This window comes from Sphingomonas sp. NBWT7 (genome assembly GCF_014217605.1).
GTDB lineage: Bacteria > Pseudomonadota > Alphaproteobacteria > Sphingomonadales > Sphingomonadaceae > Sphingomonas.
The window spans coordinates 343,781-365,057 of the sequence record NZ_CP043639.1 but is presented as its reverse complement, the minus strand read 5'-3'; the positions used below and the strand labels follow the sequence as shown (position 1 = coordinate 365,057).

Here is a 21,277-nt window from a genome sequence, read left to right as displayed (position 1 = left end):
CGCGGCGCGCCGGCTAGATTTCGGCGAGTGCGTTGATCACCCCGCCGATCAGGTTGGCGCTCAGCAGCGACGGTTTTGCGCGCCGCGCCGCCGCAATTCGTGCGAGCCACCGCTCTTCCGCCACCGCCGCGGCACGCGTGATTGCAATCGCCTCGGCCGCATTCACCGCGACGAAGCGGATCGGTGAGCCGGCGGCGAGTTGCGCGAGGCGATCGATGTCGGGCTCGACGACCACCGCGATACGCGGATAGCCGCCCGTGGTCTGATGGTCCGCAGTCAGCAGGCTGATCCGCCCCTCACCGTCGACCTGCAACGCCCCGCGCACCGCCGGCTCGCTCGGCATGTCGATGCGCGCGGGCCGCAGCGACGGGCCCTCAAGAACCATTCCCATCCTATCGAAGCGCGCGCTGGCGTTGAACGTGTCCAATGAGAGGATGTGCAACGCTTCGTCGTCGAAGAAGCGCTGCTGCGGCCCGACGGTAATCCGCGCGGTCGTGATCGGCACATGATCGGGGGGCGGCTCGATCGCAGCTGCCGCAAGATGTTCGTTGAGGTCTGCCAGCGGAACCGCGTCGCCCGACCGAATGCGACCGCCGCCCAGCTCGGCGAGAAAGTGCGTCGAGCGGCTCCCCAGCCATTCCGGCGCCGCGATCCGGCCGGCGACGGCGACATAACCCCAATTGCCGTGCCGCACGTCGATCTGCACCCGTGCGCCCGCCGGAACGCCCGCTACGCACCAGCCGCCTAGCTCGAAACCGTCGATCCGCGCCGCCGCCGCGCCGGTAACGGCGATCACGAACGGCCGCTCGCCCGCGTCGAACGCCAGGCCACCGTGCGACAGCTCGATGGCGGTATCGTCCGCCGACGCGCCGACTGCCGCGAGCGCCGCCGCGAAGGCGCGCCGGTCGACCGGTCCGGACGGGGGCACGCCGAAGCGTCGATAGCCGGGTCGGCCGCGATCCTGGATGCTCGTCATCGGCCCTGCCGCCGCTATGCGCAGCGTAGTCACAGCGCCTCGCTCCCGACCCGGACGAAGCGCACGCGGTCACCCGGCTCGAACAGGAACGGGCGTGTCGCATCAGAGTCGAGCACCCGCAGCGGCGTGCGGCCGATCACCCACCACCCGGTCGGCATTGGCAGCGTCGTGATCAGGCATTGCGGCCCGGCGATCATCACGCTGCCGACCGGATAGCCGCGTATCGCCGCTGGCTTGCGCGGCAGCGCGATCGCCTCCGGCACACCGCCGAGATACGCGTAGCCTGGCGCGAAGCCGTACATGAAAACGCGGTACTCGCCCGATAGGTGCGACGTGATCAGCGCTTCGGGCGACACGCCTAGCCGCTCTGCCGCCTCCGCCAGATCGGGCGCCGCCGCGCCGTCATAGCAGACCGGGACCTCATGCACCGCCGCGTCGGCAAGGTGCTCTTGCGGCGACGTCGCGAGCGGCGCGGCATGCTCCTCAATCGCGACATGGTCCGTCACCAGCGGATCGAACACGATCAGCAGGCTGGTATAGGCCGGAACGGTTTCGATAAGCCCCTCGGGCGCCGCCGAGGTAAGCGCGCCGTCGAGCGCGACGACCCGCGCGAACACCGCATCATCGATCGCGCCGCCGAAATCCGCGAGCAGCGCCCCCGCACCAGCCGCGCGAAAGGTCGGGGCGGTCACGCGGACAGGAACGGCGCGATCGTCAGTCCGCGCTCGGTCAACACTTCTCGCACGCGGCTCGCCATTGCCACGGCCGCGGGGTTGTCGCCGTGAACGCAAATCGAATCGACCGCGAGCGGCACGGTGCTGCCCTCCACCGTCGGCATTTCACCGCTCGCCAGGAACCCCACGAGGCGGCTCGCCGCGGCGTCCGCGTCGTGGATCAGCGCACCCGGCCGGTCGCGCGGCACCAGAAGCTCCTGCGCAGTGTAGCCGCGGTCGGCGAACACCTCACTGTAGACGCGCAGCCCGGCTGCGCGCGCCGCCTGCTCGAGCATCGTGCCGGAGATCGCCAGTACCGCCAGTCGCGCGTCGACCGCGCCGATCGCGCGCACGATCGCCTCCGCCACCTCGGCTTCGTCGGCGGCGACGTTGGCGAGCGCGCCGTGCGGCTTGACGTAGCGCACCGGGTGCCCGGCTAGTGCGCCGATCGCTACGAGTGCGCCGATCTGCGCCGCGACGAAGCGCTCGATTTCGCCCGGCGTGCAAGGCAGCCGTCGCCGACCGAAGCCGGCAAAATCAGGGTAGCTGGGATGCGCGCCAACGACGACGCCGTGCGCGCGTGCCAGCGCCATCGTGCGGAACATCGTTTCGGGATCGCTCGCGTGGCCGCCGCACGCGACGTTGGCGCTGGAGACGAGCGCCAGCATCGCCGCGTCGTCCCCCATCGACCAGGGGCCATAACCTTCGCCGAGATCGGCGTTGAGATCGATCGATCGCATCGCGCGGCGATAGCGCGTGCGATGCCGGTTTGTCGAAGCCTCGCTGCGTGCTTCGCGGCGTTACAGCGATTGGCCGTCGTCGATATCGATCACCGATCCGGTCACCATCGCGCTCGCGTCCGACGCGAAATAGAGCAATTGCGGGTCGAGCACATCGATCGGCATGAAGCGCCGGCGGTGCCACGCGGCGATCTGCTTCGCGCCGCCCTCGCTCTCGAACCAGTCGCCGGCGATCTCGGTCTGGATATAGCCCGGCTGGATAACGTTGACGTTGATCCCCTGCCGTACCCACTCGCGCGCCAGATTGCGGCCGAGATGCGCCACCGCTGCCTTCGACGCGGCATAGGCGCTGTCGCCCTGCCCCGTCAGATGCGCGGTGATCGACCCCAACAGCACGATGCGTCCGCGCCCCGTCTCGCGCGATCCCGCCGCGATCAGCCGCCGCGCGCCCTCGCGCGCGGTCAGCAGCACGCCTGTAAAATTGGTGTCGATCGTCGCGCGCAACGCACTGGCGGCGACGTCGACCGAGCGGCCGCCATTGGAGACGCCGGCATTGGCGATGATCGTGTCGACGGTACCGAAATGCGCCTCCGCCCGATCGAACGCCGCGGCAATCGATGTTTCGTCGGTGACGTCGATCGCGACCGGCAGCGCCTTGTCGCCGAGCCGGGCGGCTAGCGCCTCGACGCGATCGATCCGCCGCGCGCCGATCACGACGCGGGCGCCGGCGGCGACGAAAACTTCCGCGAAATGCGCGCCGAGGCCCGACGAGGCACCGGTGATGAGCGCGATGCGCCCGGTCAGGTCCAAAGTCATCCCGCGTCTCCCCCCGTTTGTCGCGCCCGCAGGCGCCAACCGGAGCGATCGGGCGTGTGCTGGTGACCCCTACGGGAATCGAACCCGTGCTTCAGCCGTGAAAGGGCCGCGTCCTAACCGCTAGACGAAGGGGCCAGCGGGGGTGCGGTTAGAAGCCGCCCGGCGCGAAGTCAATCGGGCTCGGCGGGAAAGCTGCGGCGATCAGGGCGCCCAGGCGGCGTCGTCGATATGAAGCTCCGCGGCGGGGCGCTGCGCCCAATCGTCGATCTTGGCGCGCCCGGCCAGCCACAGCCGCCGGTGCGACGGTGCGCCGAGCAGTGCTGCGCCGAGCGGCGTGTCCGCGGCGCGGAACGCCATCGCCTTCAGGCTGCGCCCGTCGTCGCCGGCAACGATCGCGCGCACGTGGCCGTTGCCGACCACGTCGACGCGCACCGCGCGCACCGGCCCGATCGCGACGCGCGGGCTCGGCCAACCCATCCCGTAGGGGCCGCCGACATCGAGCGCCGTCACCAGATCGGGCGTCACACCGCCGGGGGCGTGAACCGAATCGACCAGCAGTGCGCGATCGGCGACGGCGGCAGCGACCCGCGCTGCCAGCAGCTCTTCGAGGAAGTCGGCGAAGGCGTCGATCTTGTCGCCCGCGATGGTGAGCCCGGCGGCCATTGCGTGGCCGCCGCCGGCTATCAGCAGCCCCGCCTCCTTCGCCGCAAGCACCGCCTGGCCGAGATCGACGCCGGGGATCGACCGGCCCGATCCCTTGCCGATGCCCTGGTCGTCGATCGCGATCACGATTGCCGGCTGGCCAAGCTTTTCCTTGAGCCGCCCCGCCACGATCCCGATCACCCCGGGGTGCCAGCCGCGGCCGGCGACGACGGTGATCGCGCGCCCCGGCGGGTACAGCGCCTCCGCTTCCGCCTGCACGCCGCTTTCGATCGCGCGCCGCTCCTCGTTGAGGCGATCGAGTTCGCCGGCGAGTGTCCGCGCCTCCTGCGCGTCGCGCGTCGTCAGCAGTCGGACCCCGAGATCGCTGCGGCCAACGCGCCCGCCCGCGTTGATCCGCGGCCCCAATGCAAAGCCGAGATCGGTCGCGGTCGGCGCACGCGTCAGCCGCGATGCCTCGATCAGTGCCGTGAGGCCGATGTTGCGGCGCGCCGCCATCACCTTCAACCCCTGCGCGACGAAGGCGCGGTTGAGGCCGCGCAGCTGCGCGACGTCGGCGACGGTGCCGAGCGCAACGAGATCGAGCAGGTCGAGCAGTCGCGGCTCGGCGCGTGCCGCGAACCAGCCGCGCCGACGCAGCACGCGCACCAGCGCCGCGCCGAGCAGAAAGGCGACGCCGACCGCGGCGAGATGTCCGTGCGCCGCCCCTTCCGCCTCGTCGAGCCGGTTGGGGTTCACCACCGCATGCGCCAGCGGAAGCTCGCTCGCGCATTGATGGTGATCGACGACGATGACGTCGACCGGCGCGCCGCGCGCGGCCGCAAGCGCATCGAACGCCTGCGCCCCGCAATCGACGGTGACGATCAGCGAAGCGCCCTCACGCGCGAGTTGCAGCATCGCCGCCGCGGTCGGGCCGTAGCCTTCGGTCAGGCGATCGGGAATGTAGCTGCGCGCCTCGATCCCCAGCTCGCGCAGCAGCAGGATCAGGACCGCCGCGGAGGTTGCACCGTCGACGTCGTAATCGCCGAAGATCGCGATCTCCTCGCCCGCGACGACCGCGTCCGCCAATCGCTCCGCCGCCCGGTCCATGTCGCGGAAGATCGACGGATCGGGCATGAACGCGCGGATCGACGGCGTGCGGTGCGCGTCGAGCGCCTCGCGCGGGCAGCCGCGGGCGAGCAGCAGCTGCGTCACCAGATCGTCGAGCGTCAGATCGTCCGACGCGGTCGCGCGCCAGCGCCAAGGCTGGCCGAGGATCGACCGCTCGACCCCGAGCACGTGCGGCAGTGCGCTCATCACCCGGCCATGCCCTCGGGCGTCCAGGGCCCCTCGCGGAACCATTTGGTGACGATGTATTTCACGCCGTCGGTAACGACCGTGCCCTCGTGCAACGTGTAGCTGTTCGGACTGCCGTCGGTATTCATGTTGTTCCACGCGAGCAACAAGCCGCGCTTGGGGGCAACGCGCAGGCCTGCCTGCGGAAACCAGGTCGCCCCGCCTTCCTCGACGGTGTTGAGGAAGATCATCGCCGTCCACACGCGCTGGCCGCCACTGGCCAGCATCACCGGCCAGTAGCTCTCGCCCTCGTGGAAATAATCCTGATGCGCCTTGAAATACTGGCCGGGGGCGTAGCGCTGCCCCTGCATCGTCTCGCCCCACGCGGGATCGATGCCGAGCAGATGCGCCAGCCCTTCGTCGATCGGCCTGATCTCGGGCGCGTCGCGCGCCATGTCACAGCTCTCCGATGTACGAAACGACGTGTCGCCCTCGTCCGTCAGCACGGTGGACGGGCGACGATCGGCATCAATCATCGCGATCAGCCGCTTGCAGGTCGCGACATCGAGATAATCGGGCAGCTTCCATGCCGCGGCATAGTTGCTCGGCAGGCGGATCGCGCGGGGATCGGACGAAAGGCGGGCTGCGACGGCGGAACCGATCTGCGCGCGATGTGCCGAAGGATGGCCGGGGACGTTCGCTGATGCCATGGACGGCCTATGTGCGCGCCTGCGCCGCGATGACAAGCCTGCGTTGCGGCGGTCAGGTATAACCGCTCGACCATCGGCGGCATGATGGACGGTGGGGAGCTTCTGTTGCCCGGCGCTCCCCGTGCCGCTGGAATCCGCTTCTGTTGCCCGGTGCGGTCCGACCGCGCTATTTTGGTGTAACCTTAGGCCGTTAAGCCGTCAGGTTACGCCGCAATCGCGAGTGCTTCGTTATCGTTGGCACTTGTGTATGGGCCGTCACGGTGGTCCCATTCCGAGCAAAGACCAGCGCCTTTCAACACACGTCGATCCTGGTTCGGCCCCGTCAATGCCCCTGCTGGAAGCAGCGGCAGTGGTGGAGCCGCCGGGTACTGCCCCCGGGTCCGCTGTGCCTATTTTTCGCCGGCTTTTATCGCCATAGCCGTGGGGCAAGCCCCGCGAGCACCGCTGATATAGGACGCCGGCGGGAAAGTGCCAAGGGCGCCTTTCGGTCGCCATAATATGCCGCCATATAACAGGGTATCATGCTTACCCAGCGTTCGCGTTACGCCCTTCGTTCGATGCTCTATCTTGCCACGATGCCGGCGGGTGGCCCGCCCGTGCCGATGAACCGGATCGCGGTCGAGGCGAACGTGCCGCGCAAGTTCCTCGAGCTCATCCTCGCCGATCTGCGTGACGCCGGGCTGCTGCACAGCCAGCGCGGCAAGATGGGCGGGTACGTCCTCTCGCGCCCGGGCTATCTCATCTCGCTGGGCGAGGTGATCCGCGTGATCGAAGGGCCGCTTGCCCTCGTCCCCTGCGTCAGCCGCACGGCCTATCGCCCGTGCAAGGACTGCAAGAGCGAGGCCGATTGCGCGATCCGCCACGCCATGGCGCGGGTGCGCGACGAGACCGCACGGATCCTCGACGGCACCAGCCTTGCCGACGCCGCGGCGAAGCAGATGGCGGCGGCCTGAACCGCAATTGCCGCGCCGCCCCGAGGGTAGCGCGGCGCGACGGCTTACACCTGCGGGCGTGCGCGCAACTCATCGCGAATCTCGCGCAGCAGCGCGACGTCCGTCGGCTCGGCAGCCGGCTCCGCCGCCGCCTTTTCCTTCTCGCGTTCGAACATCGCCGTCGCCCGGTTCACGGTGCGCAGCAGCATGAAGATAATGAACGCGACGATCACGAAATTGACTGCCTGGGTCAGGAACGCGCCATAGCCGAGCAGCGGCACCCCGGCCTTCTTCAGCGCCTCATAATCGGTCGATCCGACGAGATTTGCCGGTACATTGCCCAGCACGACGAAGTAGCTCGAGAAATCGAGCCCGCCAAAGATCTTGCCGATGATCGGCATCAGCACGTCCTCTGTCAAAGAGGTGACGATCTTGCCGAAGGCGGCGCCTATGATCACCGCCACCGCAAGATCGAGCACGTTGCCGCGCGCGATGAATGCCCGAAATTCCTTCAGCATGCCGTGCTTCCCCTTCTGACAATTCCTTGTTCGAGGCTACCGCTCGATTAAGCCTTCGCCAAGCGGCTTGAGCGTCCTATATGAGTGATACAGGCCCCTTGGGAGACCAACCACGATGACGTTCCGTCCGCTTCTTCTCGTCGCGCTTTCCGCCAGCCTTGTCGGGTGCGGGATCAACAGCGTTCCGACTGCGGAGGAGAACGCCAAGGCGCGCTGGGCCGACGTGCAGAACCAGTATCAGCGCCGCGCCGATCTCATCCCCAATCTGGTCGCGACGGTGAAGGCCGCCGGTGCGCAGGAGAAGGACGTGCTGACGCAGGTGACGCAGGCGCGCGCCTCCGCGACGCAGGTGCAGGTATCGGGTGACGACCTGAGCGATCCCGCCAAGATGCAGGCCTATCAGCGCGCGCAGGCCGGGCTGACGCTGTCGCTCCAGCGGTTGCAGGAGGCCTATCCCGAGCTTCGCAGCCAGGCGAATTACACCACGCTGATGAGCCAGCTCGAAGGCACCGAGAACCGCATCACGATCGCGCGCAACGACTATAACGGCGCGGTGCAGGCGTATAACACCCGCATCCGCACCTTCCCCGACGCGGTCGGCGCGAAGATCTTCTACGGGGCGAAGCCGATGGTGCCGTTCCAGGCGACCACGCCCAACGCCGAAACGGCGCCCAAGGTGGATTTCGGCAGCTGAGCCGGCCTTATTCTGTCGAGGCCGGGCGTGTCGCGCGCGGCCCCGCCCTGCTGGCGGAGCGGCATGTGGCGCGTATCGGCAAAGTCGTTTGCGGCGGATGGCTGGCGCTGCTCGCCGCGATGTTTGTCGTCGTCACGGCGCTCGCCAGCCCGGCGGCGGCACAGGCCTTTCCCAAGTTCACCGGCTTCGTCGTCGATGCGGCCAACGTGCTGCCCCCCGCCGTGGAGCAGGATCTGACGCAGAAGCTCGACGCATTGCAGCGCGATACCAAACGGCAGGTGGTGGTCGCCACCGTGCCCAGCCTCGCAAATTATCCGATCGAGGAATATGGCTACAAGCTCGGGCGGGCATGGGGCGTCGGGCTGAAGGACGTCAACAACGGCGCCATCCTGCTGGTTGCGCCGAACGAGCGCAAGGTGCGCGTCGAGGTGGGCAACGGGCTCGAACCGTTTCTCACCGACGCCTTCTCCAGCGTATTGATCAATCAGACGATCCTGCCGCGCTTCAAGGCTGGCGATCTTCCCGGCGGGATCGCCGCGGGAACCGACGCATTGATCGCGCAGCTGCGCGCATCGCCGGAAGAAGCGCAGGCAAAGCTCGACGCGGCAGTGCGCGAGTTCGATTCGACGGCGAAGGCGCAGCGGCGCGGCGGCGGCGGAGTGCCGATCGGACTGATCTTCTGGGGCATGGTGGCCGTTTTCATCTTCCTCTCGGTGGCGCGGCGCGGCAGCACGCGCGGCGCGCGGCGTTATCGCGGCGATGGCGGCAGCGGGCTCGGCTCGGTGATCCTGTGGAACATCGCGGCGAACGCCGCGAGCGCGGCGATGCGCGGCGATCATGACGACGACGATTGGGGCTCCGGTGGCGGCTGGGGCGGCGGCGGTGGCGGCGGCGGCGGTTGGGGCGGCGGCGGGTTCGGCGGCGGCGGCGGTGGATCGTTCGGCGGCGGTGGCGCGTCGGGGAGTTGGTGATGCGCCTGACACCGCCAGATCATGCCCGCGTCACGGCGGCCGTCACCGCGGCCGAGCAGGCGACCGACGGCGAAATCGTGACGATCGTCGCGCAATCGTCGGACGCGTACCACGACGTCGGGCTGCACTATGCCGTGCTCGTGATGCTGCTGGTGCTCGCGATCCTCTCGGCCTTTCCCGTCGCGATCGATGCGGTTCATCTGCTGACGGGTGATCCATGGGACGAGCACGTCTCCACGGCGACCGCGCTGACGATCGCGACAATGCTCGCCGCGCTAACCTTTCTGTTCGCGCGCTATCTGTTCGCGATCCGGCCGCTGCGCATGGCGCTTACCCCCGCGGCGACCAAGACGCGCCGCGTTCATGCCCGCGCGCTCGCCCTGTTCCGCGCGAGCGCCGAGCATCGCACGATCGCCGCGACCGGCGTGCTGCTATATCTGAGCGTCGACGAGCATCGCGCCGAGATCGTGGCGGACGCCGGGATCCACGATCGCGTGTCGCCCGACGTATGGGGCCACGCCATGGCGGCGCTGGTCGCAGCGGTGAAGGACGGGCGGCCTGCCGACGGCATGGCAGCCGCGGTCACCGAGATCGGGGTGGTACTTGCCGAGCACTTTCCGCCGACCGGACGCAATCCCAACGAACTTCCTGATCGGCTGATTGAACTGTGACCGATACACCCGAAACGATGTGGGAAGGCCGCTTCATCAGGGCGGTGAAGCAGGGCAAGTGGGAATATGCCGCGCGCAACCGCGGCATCGAGGCGGCGGTGATCGTCGCCATCACCGATGCGAACGAGATCGTGCTCGTCGAGCAGCACCGCGTTCCGCTCGGCTGCGCCTGTCTCGAGCTTCCTGCCGGCCTGATCGGTGATCAGACCGCCGGCGAGCCGCTGGTAGAGGCGGCAGCGCGCGAACTCGAGGAGGAAACCGGCTATCGCGCCGGGTCGATCGAACCGCTCGGCACGTTCTTCTCCTCACCGGGTATGGTCAGCGAGGGCTTCACGCTGGTGCGCGCGCACGATCTGGTGAAGGTGAGCGACGGCGGCGGCGATGCCGACGAGGATATTGTCGTCCACGTCGTCCCGCGTGGCGAGATCACAGCGTTCGTCGCCGCGAAGCGCCGCGAGGGGCTGGCGATCGACGTCAAGCTGCTGCTGCTGCTCGCCGACAGCCTGCTGGCGGACACCGCCTGCTGACGGTCCCGGTTCGGCCGGACCGGAACGACCTTCCCCAATCAAACGCGGCGCCCTATCTCTTCCCCATGCGCAAACACATTCTGATCGTCCTCGGCCTGCTGGTCCTCGCCGGCATCGGCGTTTTCGTCTGGCTCGGCTGGCCCGACAAGGCGCGGATCGACTTCGCCGCCGTCACCGGGCAGCGGCCGCAGATCACCAATCCACGCAGCCAGATGATCCCGACGGTAAAGGTGGCGAAGGCGGTCGGCTGGCCGCAGGGCACGATGCCGACGCCCGCCGCCGGCCTCGCGGTGCAGCCGTTCGCGACCGGGCTCGATCACCCGCGCTGGCTCTATCGCCTGCCGAACGGCGACGTGCTGGTCGCGGAGAGCAACTCGCCGCCGCGCGGGCGCAGCTTCACCGATCGCGTGATGGGTCTCCTGATGGGACGCGCCGGCGCCGGCGTGCCGTCTGCCAACCGCATCACGCTGCTGCGCGACGCCAACGGCGACGGCCGCGTCGATCAGCGCCACGTCTTCATGACGGGGCTGAATTCGCCGTTCGGCATGGTACTGTTCGAGGGGCAGCTCTACGTCGCCAACACCGATGCGCTCGTCCGCGTACCCTATAAGGACGGCTACACGAGCATCACCGCCAAGCCCGAAGTCGTCGTCAAGCTGCCCGGCGGGCAGAACCATTGGGCACGCAACGTCATCGCGGCGGAGGATGGGCGCACGCTCTACGTGTCGGTCGGCTCGGCGTCGAACATCGGCGAGAAGGGGCTCGAGCTCGAGCAGCGCCGCGCGACGATCCTCCAGGTCTATCCGAAGGAGAAGACGTCGCGCGTGTTCGCGGCCGGCGTGCGCAACGCGAACGGCATGGCGATCCACCCGCAGTCGAAGCAATTGTGGGCGGTCGTCAACGAGCGCGACATGCTCGGGTCGGACATCGTCCCCGACTATCTGACCGAGGTGAGCCTGGGCGACCACTTCGGCTGGCCGTGGTATTATTGGGGCGGCTATCCCGACAAGCGCGTCGAGCCGGCGAACCCACAGCTGCAGCAATATGCCAAGCGCCCCGACTATGCGCTCGGCCCCCACGTCGCGGCACTGGGGCTGACGTTCGCCGGCGATGCGAAGCTCGGGCAGCGCTACGCAAGCGGCGCCTTCATCGGCGAGCACGGTTCGTGGAACCGCGTGCCGGTGTCGGGCTACAAGGTCGTGTTCGTGCCCTTCACCGCGCAAGGTTGGCCGGTGCGCGGCGCCAAGCCGATGGACGTGCTGAGCGGCTTCCTCAACGCCGACGGCGAGGCGCAGGGCCGCCCCGTCGGAGTGATCACCGATCGCACCGGCGCGCTGCTCGTCGCGGACGACGTCGGCAACACGATTTGGCGGGTTAGCGCGGCGCAGCAGGCCGCGGCGCGCTGAACCACGGGCGCGTCGGTCGCACGCAACGGAGGACAAGACAGCGCCGACGCCGCCCGCTAGAGGCAGCACCATGGTTCGCCGACTTCTTGCGTCGCTCGCCGCCGTCTCCGCGCTCGCGGGATGTGCCTATCCGAAGACCCCGCCGGCCCTGCCCCCCGCCGATCAGCCTGCACCCGCGACGGCATTGGCGCTCGCCGGGGCCGAGCGGCGTCAGCCCGTCACGATCCTCGTCTCAATCGACGGTTTTCGCCCCGACTATCTCGATCGCGGGTTGACGCCCAATCTGTCGGCGCTCGCGGCGGGCGGCGTGACCGGGCCGATGCGGCCGTCGTTCCCGTCGAAGACCTATCCGAATCACTGGACGCTCGTCACTGGGCTGCGGCCCGACCGGCACGGCATCACCGCCAATTCGATGGAAGACCCCGCCCGTCCCGGCGAGGTGTTCACGATGGCGACCGACGACCCGTTCTGGTGGGACGCTGCGCCGCCGCTGTGGGTCAGCGCGCAGCGTGCAGGGATACCGGCGGCGGCGATGTACTGGCCGGGATCGAACGTCGCTTGGGGGGGCACGCGCGCGACGGAGTGGCCGTACGCCGTTACCGGGGGCACGCGCCCGACCGACTGGCAGCAGTACAGCCAGCAAATGCCGGGCAGCAACCGCGTGCGCGCCGTGATCGATTGGATGCGCCGCCCGGCTGCCACCCGGCCGCGCTTCGTCACCACCTATTTCGACATCGTCGACACCGCCGGGCACCAGCGCGGCCCCACCTCGCCCGAGGTGAACGCCGCGATCGCCGAGGTCGACGGGCAGATCGGCGAACTGGTCGCCGGCCTCGCCGCCCTTCAGCAGCCAGCCAATATCGTCGTCGTCTCCGATCACGGCATGAGCGCCACGTCGAGCGACCGCGTGATCGCGCTCGACACGCTCGTCTCGGCGAGCGACGCACGCATCGTCGAGAGCGGCCCCTATGCGACGTTCGCCCCGCTTCCCGGCCGCGAGGGCGCGGTTGCCGCAGCGCTGCTGAAGCCCCACCCCCATCTACAATGCTGGCGGAAGTCCGAAATCCCGGCGCGCTTCCACTATGGGATCAACCCGCGCGTCCCGCCGTTCCTGTGCCTCGCCGAGGATGGGTGGATGACGTACAAGACCGCGCCGACGACGCCCTTCTCACGCGGCGAGCACGGCTATGACAACGAGGCGCCCAGCATGCGTGCGCTGTTCATTGCCAACGGCCCGGCCTTCGCCGCGGGGCGCAGCATCGCGACGTTCGACAACGTATCGGTCACCCCGCTGCTGCGGCGGTTGATCGGCCTGCCCGCCGATCCATCGCTGGACGGCAGCGACGCGCCGTTTCAGAAGGTACTGAAACGATAAGGAGCGGGCGATGCAGTATTTCGAGGATATCGCAATCGGCGCGAAGGCGAGCTTCGGTGCCTATCAGGTGACGCGTGAGGAAGTGATCGACTTCGCCTCGCGCTACGATCCGCAGCCCTTCCATCTCTCCGATGAGGCGGCGGCGGCGACGCATTTCGGGCGACTTTCGGCGAGCGGCTGGCACACCTGCGCGATGGTCATGTCGATGATCGTCGCCAATCTGAAAAACAACAAGCAGGCAGGGCTTGGTTCGCCCGGCGTCGACGAGCTGCGTTGGTTGAAGCCCGTCTACCCGGGCGACACGTTACGCTGCGAGACGGAGGTTTTCGAAAAGCGACAATCGCAGTCTCGCCCGGAGATGGGTATTTTCAAGAGCCGGATGACCGTATTCAATCAGGACGATGTCGCGGTCATGTCGATGGTGTCCAACGGCTTGATCGCCACACGCCCCGCAGCCTGAAGAGCGTACGCCCGGCGGCAAGGTTAAGCCGCCGGGCGCTACATTCAGCGCGGTCGAACGCTACGAATGCGCGGTGGACGACCTACGCCGCTACGATTGAAGCGGGGGGTGCGATAGCCGTCCGCTCGGTTCTCCCGTCGGTATTGGCGATAGTCTTGCCGCACGTCGCGCCGGAACTCGCGGCGCGCGTCACGGCGCCCTTGCCGGAATTGCTCGCGGTTTATCGTGCCGTTCCGGTAGGCTTGGCGATTGTCGCGGAGATCGCCGCGATAGTCACGGCGTTCGGCGCGATAGTCACGACGGAACTCGTTCCAATTGGCGCGCGCGCCCGGCTGGTTCCAACCCGGCCGACCCTGCCAATACCGACGCTGGTTGTCGTTCCATCTGAAAGGCCGGCGGTTACGGTCGTATACGTACACGCCCGTGCCGGGATAGTAGAAGTCGTTGTACCAGCCGTAGCCGAGGCCGGCCCCAACGCCCCCGAAGCCGCCGCCGTAGAAATCATTGCCGTAATAGCCGCCACCCCCGCCGTAATAGGGATCGGCGTAATAACCCGAGCCGTAGCCGAGCGAGGCCCCGCCATAGCCGTAGCCGTCGGTGCAGGCGGCCGTGCCGATCCCGAGGCCGCCGAGCAGCGCGACGGTCCCGAGGCGTTTCCAGTTGAACATCATCGTCTCCCGTACAGCGGAGGGCAGGCGAAATACGCGCCGCCGATCATTCCGTAACGAGAGCAGCTTCAGCCGGTTCCCTAATGGCCGGGGAAGGACACCAGCGCATCGACCGCGATCCGATCGCGGCGAAGCAGATCGGCACCGCCGAGGTCGGGCAGATCGACGAGGAATTGCGCCTGCGCCACCTGCGCCCCAGCCTTGCGCAGCAGGCGTACCGCGGCGCGCGCGGTGCCGCCGGTGGCGATCAAATCGTCGATCAGCAGCACCCGCGCTCCCGGTGCACAGGCATCGGCGTGCATCGCGATCCGATCCTGCCCGTACTCTAGCGCGTAATCCTCCGCGATCGTCGCGCCGGGCAGCTTGCCGTCCTTGCGGATCAGCAGCACCCCGGCGCCGAGCGGCACCGCGAGCGCCGCGGCAAACAGGAAGCCGCGCGCCTCGATCCCGGCGACCAAATCGATCGGCCCGGTGGTTGCGGCGACCATGCGGTCGACGCACGTCGCCAGCCCCTTCGCATCGAGCAGCAGCGTCGTGATGTCGCGAAACTGGATGCCGGGCTTGGGAAAGTCGGGGATCGTCCGGATCAGCGCCTTGAGATCGTCGTTCGCTGTCATCGGCTTGGTCCCTTGTAACACCGGCGGCGGAAACGAAACGGGGGGCCGTAGCCCCCCGCCCCGTCGACCGTCCGGCGCGATCAATGCTTAATGTTGCGCCAGACGTTCTGGTACGTGCCCCACGTCAGGAAGCAGAAGATCAACAGGAAGATGATCGTCGCGAACCCGGCGGCATGCCGCGTCTCGAGGTTCGGTTCAGCCGTCCAGGTGAGGAAGGCCGCGACGTCGTCCGCCATCTGCTGCCTGGTCGGCTTCGTGCCGTCCTCGTACGTCACCTGACCGTCGGAGGTCAGCGGCGGCGGCATCGCAATGTTGAGGTTCGCGAAATACGGATTGTAGTGCAGCCCCTGCGGCGTCTTGGCGTCGGGGAACTTGCGCAGCAGCTCGGCCGGCTGGTTGCGATACCCCGTCAGCAGCGAGCCGACGTAGTTCGCGCCGTCATGCCGCGCCTTCGTCATCAGCGACAGATCGGGCGGCAGCGCGTTGTTGTTGGCCGCACGCGCCGCGACCTCGTTGGGATACGGGCTAGGCACGCGATCGGAGGCGACGTTCTTGCGCGTCGCCGCCTCGCCCGTGTCGGGGTTCACGCTCGGCTGCTCGATCGGCCAGCCCTGCGCGATCGCCTTCACCTGGCCTTCGCTGTAGCCGAGCTCCTCGAAATCGCGGAACGAAACGTACTTCAGGCTGTGGCAGGCGGCGCAAACCTCCTGATAGACCTTGAGGCCGCGCTGCAGCTGCTGGCGGTCGAACTTGCCGAACAGCCCCTCGGACGGCAGCCCGATGTTGTTGGGGTGCAGGTGAAACTCGTGTTCCGCCGTCTCGGGCGCCGGATTGCTGATCGCGGTGGAGATCGTGCCGAACAGCGCGATGCCGAGCACGAACACGAAACCCGCGCCGATCAGGAGTGCGATGGTACGAACCATTGTTCTGTTATTCCCCCGTATCGGCTCAGTGCGCCATCGCGGTCTTGGCGGGCGAGGTGCCGCCATGCTTGGCAAGCACCGCTTCGGTGATCGAGTTGGGCAGCGGGCGCGGACGCTCCGAGCGCGACACGATCGGCAGGATGATCAGGAAATGCGCGAAGTAATAGGCCGTCGCGAGCTGACCGATGATGACGTTGCGCGCCGTCGCCTCCGCGCCGCCGATATAGCCGAGGATCAGCACGTCGACGAGCAGCACGACGAGGAACCAGCGATACGTCGGACGATAATTGGCCGAACGGACCGGCGAGCTGTCGAGCCACGGCAGGAAGAAGAGCAGCAGGATCGAGCCGAACATCGCCAGCACGCCCCACAGCTTGCCCGTCAGAATGAAGTCCGCGGTGAAGCTCTTCAGGATCGCGTAGAACGGCAGGAAGTACCATTCGGGAACGATGTGCGCCGGCGTCGAGAGCGGGTTCGCCTCAATGTAATTGTCCGGGTGGCCGAGCAGGTTGGGCGAGAAGAAGATCAGCGAGGCGAAGATCAGGAAGAACACCGCGACGCCGACGCCGTCCTTGGCCGTATAATACGGGTGGAACGGCACCGTGTCCTGCTCACCCTTCACGTCGACGCCGGTCGGGTTGTTCGAACCCGGGATGTGCAGCGCCCAAATGTGCATGATGATAACGCCCGCGGTGACGAACGGCAGCAAATAGTGGAGCGAGAAGAAGCGGTTGAGCGCGGCATTGTCCGGCGCGAAGCCGCCCAGCAGCCAGATGCGGATCGGCTCGCCGACCAGCGGGATGGCCGAGAAGAAGCCGGTGATCACCTGCGCGCCCCAGAAGCTCATCTGGCCCCACGGCAGCACGTAGCCCATGAAGGCGGTTGCCATCATCAGCAGGAAGATGACGACGCCGAGCAGCCACACCATCTCACGCGGCGCTTTGTACGAGCCGTAATAGAGGCCGCGCGCGATGTGGATGTAGACGACGAGCAGGAACATCGACGCGCCGTTGGCGTGCGCGTAGCGCAGGAACCAGCCGGCGTTGACGTCACGCATGATGCTTTCGACCGAGCCGAACGCGACCAAACCGTTGGCGGCATAGTGCATCGCCAGCACGATGCCGGTGACGATCTGCACCACCAGCGCGAGCCCGGCGAGCACGCCAAAGTTCCAGAAATAGTTGAGGTTGCGCGGCACGGGATAGCCCGCGCCGACGGCGTTATAGACGAGGCGCGGCAGCGGCAGCTTCTCATCCAGCCACCGCATCAGCGGCTGCTTCGGCTCGTAGTGATGGGCCCAGGGAAAGCTCATGGTGCGCTACCTCAACCGACCGTCACGACAGTGTCGGACGTGAATGCATATTCGGGGACATGGAGATTGGTCGGCGCCGGACCTTGGCGGATACGCCCGGCGGTGTCGTACGCCGAACCGTGGCACGGGCAGAAATAGCCGCCAAACGGCCCCTTGTTCTCGCCCTCGCCCGCCCCCAGCGGCACGCAGCCGAGGTGGGTGCAGACGCCCAGCGTGATCAGCCAGTTCTTCTTGCCCGCCTTGGTGCGCTCTTCCAGCGTCTGCGGATCGCGCAGCGAGCTCGGCGCCACCGCGTCCGCCTCGGCGATCTCTTTCGGCGTCAGGTTGCGTACGAACAGCGGCTGCTTGCGGAACGTCGTCTTGATCGCCTGGCCGGGCTCAATCTTGCTGATGTCGACCTCGGTGGTCGACAGCGCGAGCACGTCGGCTGACGGGTTCATCTGGTTGATCAGCGGCAGGACGATTACGCCCGCGCCGACGCCAGCCCAAGCGACCGTCGCGATGTTGATGAAGTCGCGCCGGCGGGGGTCGTGGCCTTCCTCATGATAGGGGGCGGGGTTCTCGCCCGGAGGAATCGTGCTGTCGACCGTCGCCATTCGCTAACCCTTGTCCTTCCTGCCTTGGAGAGGCGCATCGATCGGGGAATGCCCGCTGCGCCCGCCCATGGAATCCCTCGTCCCCACGAGGGTTCGCGGCCTGATAGCTTCGCCCCCCTCCCCTGCCAACTGCATTTTGCGGCGGGCGTCTTCCGCCGCTAACCCGGCATCATGCGCATCGCCCTGTTCGAACCCGATATCGCCGGCAACGTCGGCACGATCCTGCGCACGGCAGCGTGTTTCGGCGTCCCGGTCGACCTGATCGAACCGATGGGCTTTCCGTGGGGCGATCGCGCGCTGCGCCGCGCGAAGATGGATTATGCCGCCGCGGGCGACGTTACGCGGCACGTTGATTGGGCGGGTTTCCTCGCTGCCCAAGCCCGGCAGCCGGCGCGGCTGGTGCTCGCGACGACGCGCGGCGCGGTCGATCTGTGGGACGCACGGTTCCGGCCCCACGACCTTTTGCTGTTCGGCAGCGAAGGTGCTGGCGTGCCCGATCACGTTCATGATCGCGCCGATCTGCGCGTCCGCATCCCGATGCGGGCCGGTTTCCGCTCGCTTAACGTCGCGATCAGCGCCGGGATCATTCTGTCTGAGGCTATGCGTCAGACGCGCGGGCAGGCTGCGTGATGGGACATTGTGTCACCTCGACAGGTCGCGCGTCGCGCCGGTAAGGATCGGCCATGCTGACGCTCGACACCGAACAAGCCGCCGCCCGCCAATGGTTCGAGACCTTACGCGATCGGATCTGCGCCGAATTCACCGCGATCGAGCGTGAGGCGGGATCGGACGCCGCGTTCGTCTACACACCTTGGGACCGCGTCGATCCCGCGGGCGCACCGGGCGGCGGCGGCGTGCGCGGCGTGATGAAGGGGCGCGTGTTCGAGAAGGTCGGCGTCAACGTTTCCACCGTGGGCGGGAGTTTCGAGGGCGATTTCGCCAAGACGATCCATGGCGCGGCGGAGGACCCGAGCTTTTTCGCCACCGGCATCAGCCTGGTCGCGCACATGGCGAACCCGCACGTCCCCGCCGTGCACATGAATACGCGCTTCCTGGTCACCACCAAGCGCTGGTTCGGCGGCGGTGCCGATCTCAATCCGCCGCTTCCGATCGCGGAGGACACCGAAGACTTCCATGCGACGCTCCAGGCCGCATGCGACGCGCACGACACAGCGCACTATCCTCGCTTCAGGCAGTGGGCGGACGACTATTTCTACATTCCGCACCGGCGCGTCCACCGCGGCGTGGGGGGCATCTTTTACGATCACCTTGAAGGCGATTTTGCCGCAAACTTCGCCTTCACGCAGGACGTCGGCCGTGCCTTTCTCGACGTTTACCCGCGGATCGTGCGGCGGCGGATGAACTTGCCGTTCGGCGAGGCGGACGTCGCGCAGCGCAACGAGTGGCGCGGCCGCTACGCCGAATTCAACCTCGTCTACGATCGCGGCACCTTGTTCGGGCTTAAGACCGGCGGCAACATCGACGCGATCCTGATGAGCCTGCCGCCGGTCGCGACGTGGGGCTGATCGCGGTTCCCGACGATCAGGTGGCGACGATCGTCACCACGCTGGAGATGAGGCGCCGTCCGCCGCTGCGCCCGATGCCGGAAACCCGCTTTCGGTTGGTGCGGTGGGAGCGGCCGACTGCGGCGGCGTATCGCACGCTGTTCCGCCGCGTCGGCGGGCCGTGGTTGTGGTTCTCGCGCCTGGCGATCGACGACGCCGCGCTGCACGCGATCATCCACGATCCCGCGGTCGAGATCTACGCCGCGGTCGATCCCTCCGGCATCGAAGTGGGGATGCTGGAGCTCGATTTCCGCCGCGCGGGCATCGGCGAGCTATCCTATTTCGGCTTCGTTCCCGAACTTGCCGGTCAGGGGCACGGACGCTGGATGATGACCGAAGCACTGGCGCGCGTTTGGCGCGCCGGGATCGCCCGCGTCACGGTCAACACCTGCACGCTCGACCATCCCCGCGCGCTCGGCTTTTATCGCGCACAGGGCTTCGTAGCGGTGCGGCGCACGGTGGAGACGTTCGCGGACCCGCGGCTCGCCGGATTGCTGGACGAAAGCCTTGCCCCTCACGTGCCGATGCTGGCCCAGCGGCGATAGGCGACGACGCCGAGCAACAGCAGCGCCAGGTTGTAGACGGTCGAGGCCGCAGCGAGCAGCGCGGCGACCAATGCGATGACGAACGGATTCTCGTGGCCCGGCGTGCGCAGCCACGTCTCGGCGGGCAACAACGGGCTGACGATCAGCCACTGCAACAGGAACAGCGCGACGATCGCGCCTAGGATCGCCCAGCCGGGCATCGCGGTCATCCGCCAGCTCCGCCGCACCGCGCGCGCGGCGCTCAGCCCGGGTTCTGCCGCCAGCGCCGGGATCGCCGCGATAAGCCGCGCCTGAAGGTACAACCCGGGCAGGATGAGCAACCACAGGCCGAGCCCGACGGGGATCGCGACCAGCAGATTGGCAAGCACGAACCGCGGCAAGCGCCGTGCGACATCGGCCAGCGCCTCGCGCACCGAGGGGGCGCGCCGGTCGAGCAACAGCAGCGCGACGGTCGCCAGCCCGACCATGCCGACGAGGTCGGCGGCGACATACCAGAAGGCATTCCCCTGCCCCCACGCCGACACCGCATCGAGCCAGACCTGCATCGCGCGCTCGTCACGCTCGGTGGGTAGCGCGGGCAAGGGATCGCACAGCAGTTGCACCGCGAAGGCCGGCAGGAACACCAGCGCGCCGGCGATCCGCAGCACGAGATCCGCGTCGCGCCGGGAGGTACGCCACGTATCGATCAGGAGGGTGATGAAATTGGGGTTCACGCCGCCTCGCGCACCGCGCGCGCCTTCAGATAATATTGCCCGCCGAACACGTTCTGCACCACGCTGAAGACGCACGTGACGATCGCCGTCCCCACAGCGACGACGAACGCAACCGCTCCTGGCGCATCAGGCCCCACGATCAGCCGTGTCATCAACCCGAGCACCGACGTGACAGCCATGAGCGCGACCGCCATGACGATCGCGTAGAGGATCAGTACCCCGAACAGTTTCGCCGTCGATCGGCGCGTCAAGGCGAACGAGCGCGTGATAGCACCCAGCCCGCGGCGCTCGTTCATCACCACCGCCGGCAACGGCACCAGCTTGGCGAACACCCAGAGCCAGGCGAAGAGCGTGACGAGCATGAACAGCCCGCCAAGCGCGAAGCGGCCGGTGTCGAGCGCCTGCTGCGGCGCACCCGCCTGCGCGCGGACGATGTCGAAGCCGGACGTGCCGATCAGCAGTATGGCGGGAATAAAGCTCGCGAAGAGGACGATGCCGAGGACGATCGATACTGCGAGCAGCGGGCCGATCCGCAGCCCGGCGGCTTCGAGCGCGCCGCGCTGGTCGAGCGACGGGTCGGTCGCCACCGCCGTCACGGCCAGCGCCCCGAGCATCGCCGCGACGAACACCAGCAGCGCGACGAGGCCGCCGACGAAGCGCAGCGCCGGCGAGGTGCCCGAAATCGCATCGATCGCCGCCTGCGCGATTGGCGGGGCGAGCAGCAGTAGCGTCGCGATCGACGCCAGCATGGCGAACCGCCCCGCGATCACCGCGACCGTCCGATCCCATATCTCGCTCATGCTGATCATGCGCAGCGCCCCTTGGTGCGATCCATCGCCGCCGCCTACCCGATCGCCGCGACGCTTGCCAATCACTGTCGGGGTGCGCATCTGA

The 21,277-nt window shown here is 67.9% G+C and carries 25 protein-coding genes, 1 tRNA gene and 1 other RNA gene; 11 read left to right on the top strand and 16 right to left on the bottom strand.

Features of this window, described 5'->3' with window-relative positions:
* Positions 1 to 13 precede the first annotated feature (13 nt).
* The 8 genes from F1C10_RS01745 to ssrA all read right to left on the bottom strand — a co-directional run bounded on the left by F1C10_RS01745 (position 14) and on the right by ssrA (position 6,369).
* Complete coding sequence (locus tag F1C10_RS01745; protein ID WP_219729773.1) at positions 14 to 1,009, bottom strand: biotin-dependent carboxyltransferase family protein; 996 nt, start codon at positions 1,007 to 1,009, stop codon at positions 14 to 16.
* Complete coding sequence (locus F1C10_RS01740) at positions 1,006 to 1,668, bottom strand: allophanate hydrolase subunit 1 (RefSeq protein ID WP_185208270.1); 663 nt, start codon at positions 1,666 to 1,668, stop codon at positions 1,006 to 1,008. The genes F1C10_RS01745 and F1C10_RS01740 overlap by 4 nt, the downstream gene beginning before the upstream one ends.
* Complete coding sequence (locus F1C10_RS01735; protein ID WP_185208268.1) at positions 1,665 to 2,429, bottom strand: LamB/YcsF family protein; 765 nt, start codon at positions 2,427 to 2,429, stop codon at positions 1,665 to 1,667. Before F1C10_RS01735 ends, F1C10_RS01740 begins: the two co-directional genes overlap by 4 nt.
* A 60-nt stretch (positions 2,430 to 2,489) precedes the next feature.
* On the bottom strand, positions 2,490 to 3,245 hold the full coding sequence (locus F1C10_RS01730; RefSeq protein ID WP_185208266.1) for an SDR family NAD(P)-dependent oxidoreductase: 756 nt from the start codon (positions 3,243 to 3,245) through the stop codon (positions 2,490 to 2,492).
* Between the two features lie 60 nt (positions 3,246 to 3,305).
* Positions 3,306 to 3,380, bottom strand: a tRNA-Glu gene (locus F1C10_RS01725).
* 66 nt (positions 3,381 to 3,446) lie between these two features.
* The gene (recJ, locus tag F1C10_RS01720) at positions 3,447 to 5,201 is read right to left on the bottom strand and encodes a single-stranded-DNA-specific exonuclease RecJ (protein WP_374939360.1); all 1,755 of its coding nucleotides are present in this window, start codon (positions 5,199 to 5,201) and stop codon (positions 3,447 to 3,449) included.
* Positions 5,201 to 5,890 (bottom strand): 2OG-Fe(II) oxygenase, encoded by a 690-nt coding sequence (locus F1C10_RS01715; RefSeq protein ID WP_185208264.1) that lies wholly within the window; start codon positions 5,888 to 5,890, stop codon positions 5,201 to 5,203. The genes recJ and F1C10_RS01715 overlap by 1 nt, the downstream gene beginning before the upstream one ends.
* Before the next feature lie 128 nt (positions 5,891 to 6,018).
* Positions 6,019 to 6,369, bottom strand: a transfer-messenger RNA (tmRNA) gene (gene ssrA, locus F1C10_RS01710).
* 42 nt (positions 6,370 to 6,411) lie between these two features.
* Between ssrA and F1C10_RS01705 the strand changes: the two genes are divergently transcribed.
* Positions 6,412 to 6,843 (top strand): Rrf2 family transcriptional regulator, encoded by a 432-nt coding sequence (locus tag F1C10_RS01705; RefSeq protein ID WP_185208262.1) that lies wholly within the window; start codon positions 6,412 to 6,414, stop codon positions 6,841 to 6,843.
* A gap of 44 nt (positions 6,844 to 6,887) precedes the next feature.
* Here F1C10_RS01705 and mscL read toward each other — a convergent pair whose 3' ends face one another.
* On the bottom strand, positions 6,888 to 7,340 hold the full coding sequence (mscL, locus tag F1C10_RS01700; protein ID WP_185208260.1) for a large conductance mechanosensitive channel protein MscL: 453 nt from the start codon (positions 7,338 to 7,340) through the stop codon (positions 6,888 to 6,890).
* A 115-nt stretch (positions 7,341 to 7,455) separates the two neighbouring features.
* Between mscL and F1C10_RS01695 the strand changes: the two genes are divergently transcribed.
* From F1C10_RS01695 to F1C10_RS01665, 7 genes are all read left to right on the top strand, one after another.
* Positions 7,456 to 8,034 (top strand): LemA family protein, encoded by a 579-nt coding sequence (locus F1C10_RS01695; RefSeq protein WP_185208258.1) that lies wholly within the window; start codon positions 7,456 to 7,458, stop codon positions 8,032 to 8,034.
* Between the two features lie 119 nt (positions 8,035 to 8,153).
* Complete coding sequence (locus F1C10_RS01690; protein WP_185210009.1) at positions 8,154 to 9,005, top strand: YgcG family protein; 852 nt, start codon at positions 8,154 to 8,156, stop codon at positions 9,003 to 9,005.
* On the top strand, positions 9,005 to 9,676 hold the full coding sequence (locus tag F1C10_RS01685) for a TPM domain-containing protein (protein WP_185208256.1): 672 nt from the start codon (positions 9,005 to 9,007) through the stop codon (positions 9,674 to 9,676). Before F1C10_RS01690 ends, F1C10_RS01685 begins: the two co-directional genes overlap by 1 nt.
* A gap of 17 nt (positions 9,677 to 9,693) precedes the next feature.
* The gene (locus F1C10_RS01680; RefSeq protein WP_185210008.1) at positions 9,694 to 10,203 is read left to right on the top strand and encodes an NUDIX hydrolase; all 510 of its coding nucleotides are present in this window, start codon (positions 9,694 to 9,696) and stop codon (positions 10,201 to 10,203) included.
* A 65-nt stretch (positions 10,204 to 10,268) separates the two neighbouring features.
* Entirely contained in the window at positions 10,269 to 11,609 is a 1,341-nt protein-coding gene (locus F1C10_RS01675; RefSeq protein ID WP_185208254.1) for a sorbosone dehydrogenase family protein, read from the top strand.
* 70 nt (positions 11,610 to 11,679) lie between these two features.
* Complete coding sequence (locus tag F1C10_RS01670) at positions 11,680 to 12,984, top strand: ectonucleotide pyrophosphatase/phosphodiesterase (protein WP_185208252.1); 1,305 nt, start codon at positions 11,680 to 11,682, stop codon at positions 12,982 to 12,984.
* Positions 12,985 to 12,994: 10 nt separating this feature from the next.
* Entirely contained in the window at positions 12,995 to 13,444 is a 450-nt protein-coding gene (locus tag F1C10_RS01665) for a MaoC family dehydratase (RefSeq protein ID WP_185208250.1), read from the top strand.
* 44 nt (positions 13,445 to 13,488) lie between these two features.
* Here F1C10_RS01665 and F1C10_RS01660 read toward each other — a convergent pair whose 3' ends face one another.
* The 5 genes from F1C10_RS01660 to petA form a co-directional block, all read right to left on the bottom strand.
* Positions 13,489 to 14,112: a hypothetical protein gene (locus F1C10_RS01660; RefSeq protein WP_185208248.1), complete on the bottom strand. Its 624-nt coding sequence runs from the start codon at positions 14,110 to 14,112 to the stop codon at positions 13,489 to 13,491.
* Between the two features lie 80 nt (positions 14,113 to 14,192).
* Positions 14,193 to 14,729 carry an adenine phosphoribosyltransferase gene (locus F1C10_RS01655; protein ID WP_185208246.1) on the bottom strand — a complete coding sequence of 179 codons (537 nt, stop codon included), beginning with the start codon at positions 14,727 to 14,729 and terminating at the stop codon, positions 14,193 to 14,195.
* Between the two features lie 80 nt (positions 14,730 to 14,809).
* Positions 14,810 to 15,652 (bottom strand): cytochrome c1, encoded by an 843-nt coding sequence (locus F1C10_RS01650; RefSeq protein WP_185208244.1) that lies wholly within the window; start codon positions 15,650 to 15,652, stop codon positions 14,810 to 14,812.
* A 25-nt stretch (positions 15,653 to 15,677) separates the two neighbouring features.
* Positions 15,678 to 16,964, bottom strand: a complete 1,287-nt coding sequence (locus tag F1C10_RS01645; protein WP_185208243.1) for a cytochrome b/b6 — start codon at positions 16,962 to 16,964, stop codon at positions 15,678 to 15,680.
* Between the two features lie 11 nt (positions 16,965 to 16,975).
* Complete coding sequence (gene petA / locus F1C10_RS01640) at positions 16,976 to 17,560, bottom strand: ubiquinol-cytochrome c reductase iron-sulfur subunit (protein WP_185208241.1); 585 nt, start codon at positions 17,558 to 17,560, stop codon at positions 16,976 to 16,978.
* A 171-nt stretch (positions 17,561 to 17,731) separates the two neighbouring features.
* On the opposite strand from petA, the gene F1C10_RS01635 reads away from it, so the two are divergent.
* From F1C10_RS01635 to F1C10_RS01625, 3 genes are read left to right on the top strand one after another with little or no spacing between them, the layout of a single operon-like run.
* A complete protein-coding gene (locus tag F1C10_RS01635; protein WP_185208240.1) occupies positions 17,732 to 18,190 on the top strand; it encodes a tRNA (cytidine(34)-2'-O)-methyltransferase in 459 nt (152 codons plus the stop codon).
* A 53-nt stretch (positions 18,191 to 18,243) separates the two neighbouring features.
* Complete coding sequence (hemF, locus tag F1C10_RS01630) at positions 18,244 to 19,086, top strand: oxygen-dependent coproporphyrinogen oxidase (RefSeq protein WP_185208238.1); 843 nt, start codon at positions 18,244 to 18,246, stop codon at positions 19,084 to 19,086.
* Positions 19,077 to 19,670 (top strand): N-acetyltransferase, encoded by a 594-nt coding sequence (locus F1C10_RS01625; RefSeq protein ID WP_185208236.1) that lies wholly within the window; start codon positions 19,077 to 19,079, stop codon positions 19,668 to 19,670. Before hemF ends, F1C10_RS01625 begins: the two co-directional genes overlap by 10 nt.
* Here the strand turns inward: F1C10_RS01625 and F1C10_RS01620 are convergent.
* Positions 19,640 to 20,383, bottom strand: coding sequence for a hypothetical protein (locus F1C10_RS01620; RefSeq protein ID WP_185208234.1), 744 nt, complete (start codon positions 20,381 to 20,383; stop codon positions 19,640 to 19,642). The two genes, F1C10_RS01625 and F1C10_RS01620, sit on opposite strands and share 31 nt — an antisense overlap.
* Positions 20,380 to 21,192, bottom strand: a complete 813-nt coding sequence (locus tag F1C10_RS01615; RefSeq protein WP_185208232.1) for a hypothetical protein — start codon at positions 21,190 to 21,192, stop codon at positions 20,380 to 20,382. Before F1C10_RS01615 ends, F1C10_RS01620 begins: the two co-directional genes overlap by 4 nt.
* Between the last annotated feature and the right edge of the window lie 85 nt (positions 21,193 to 21,277).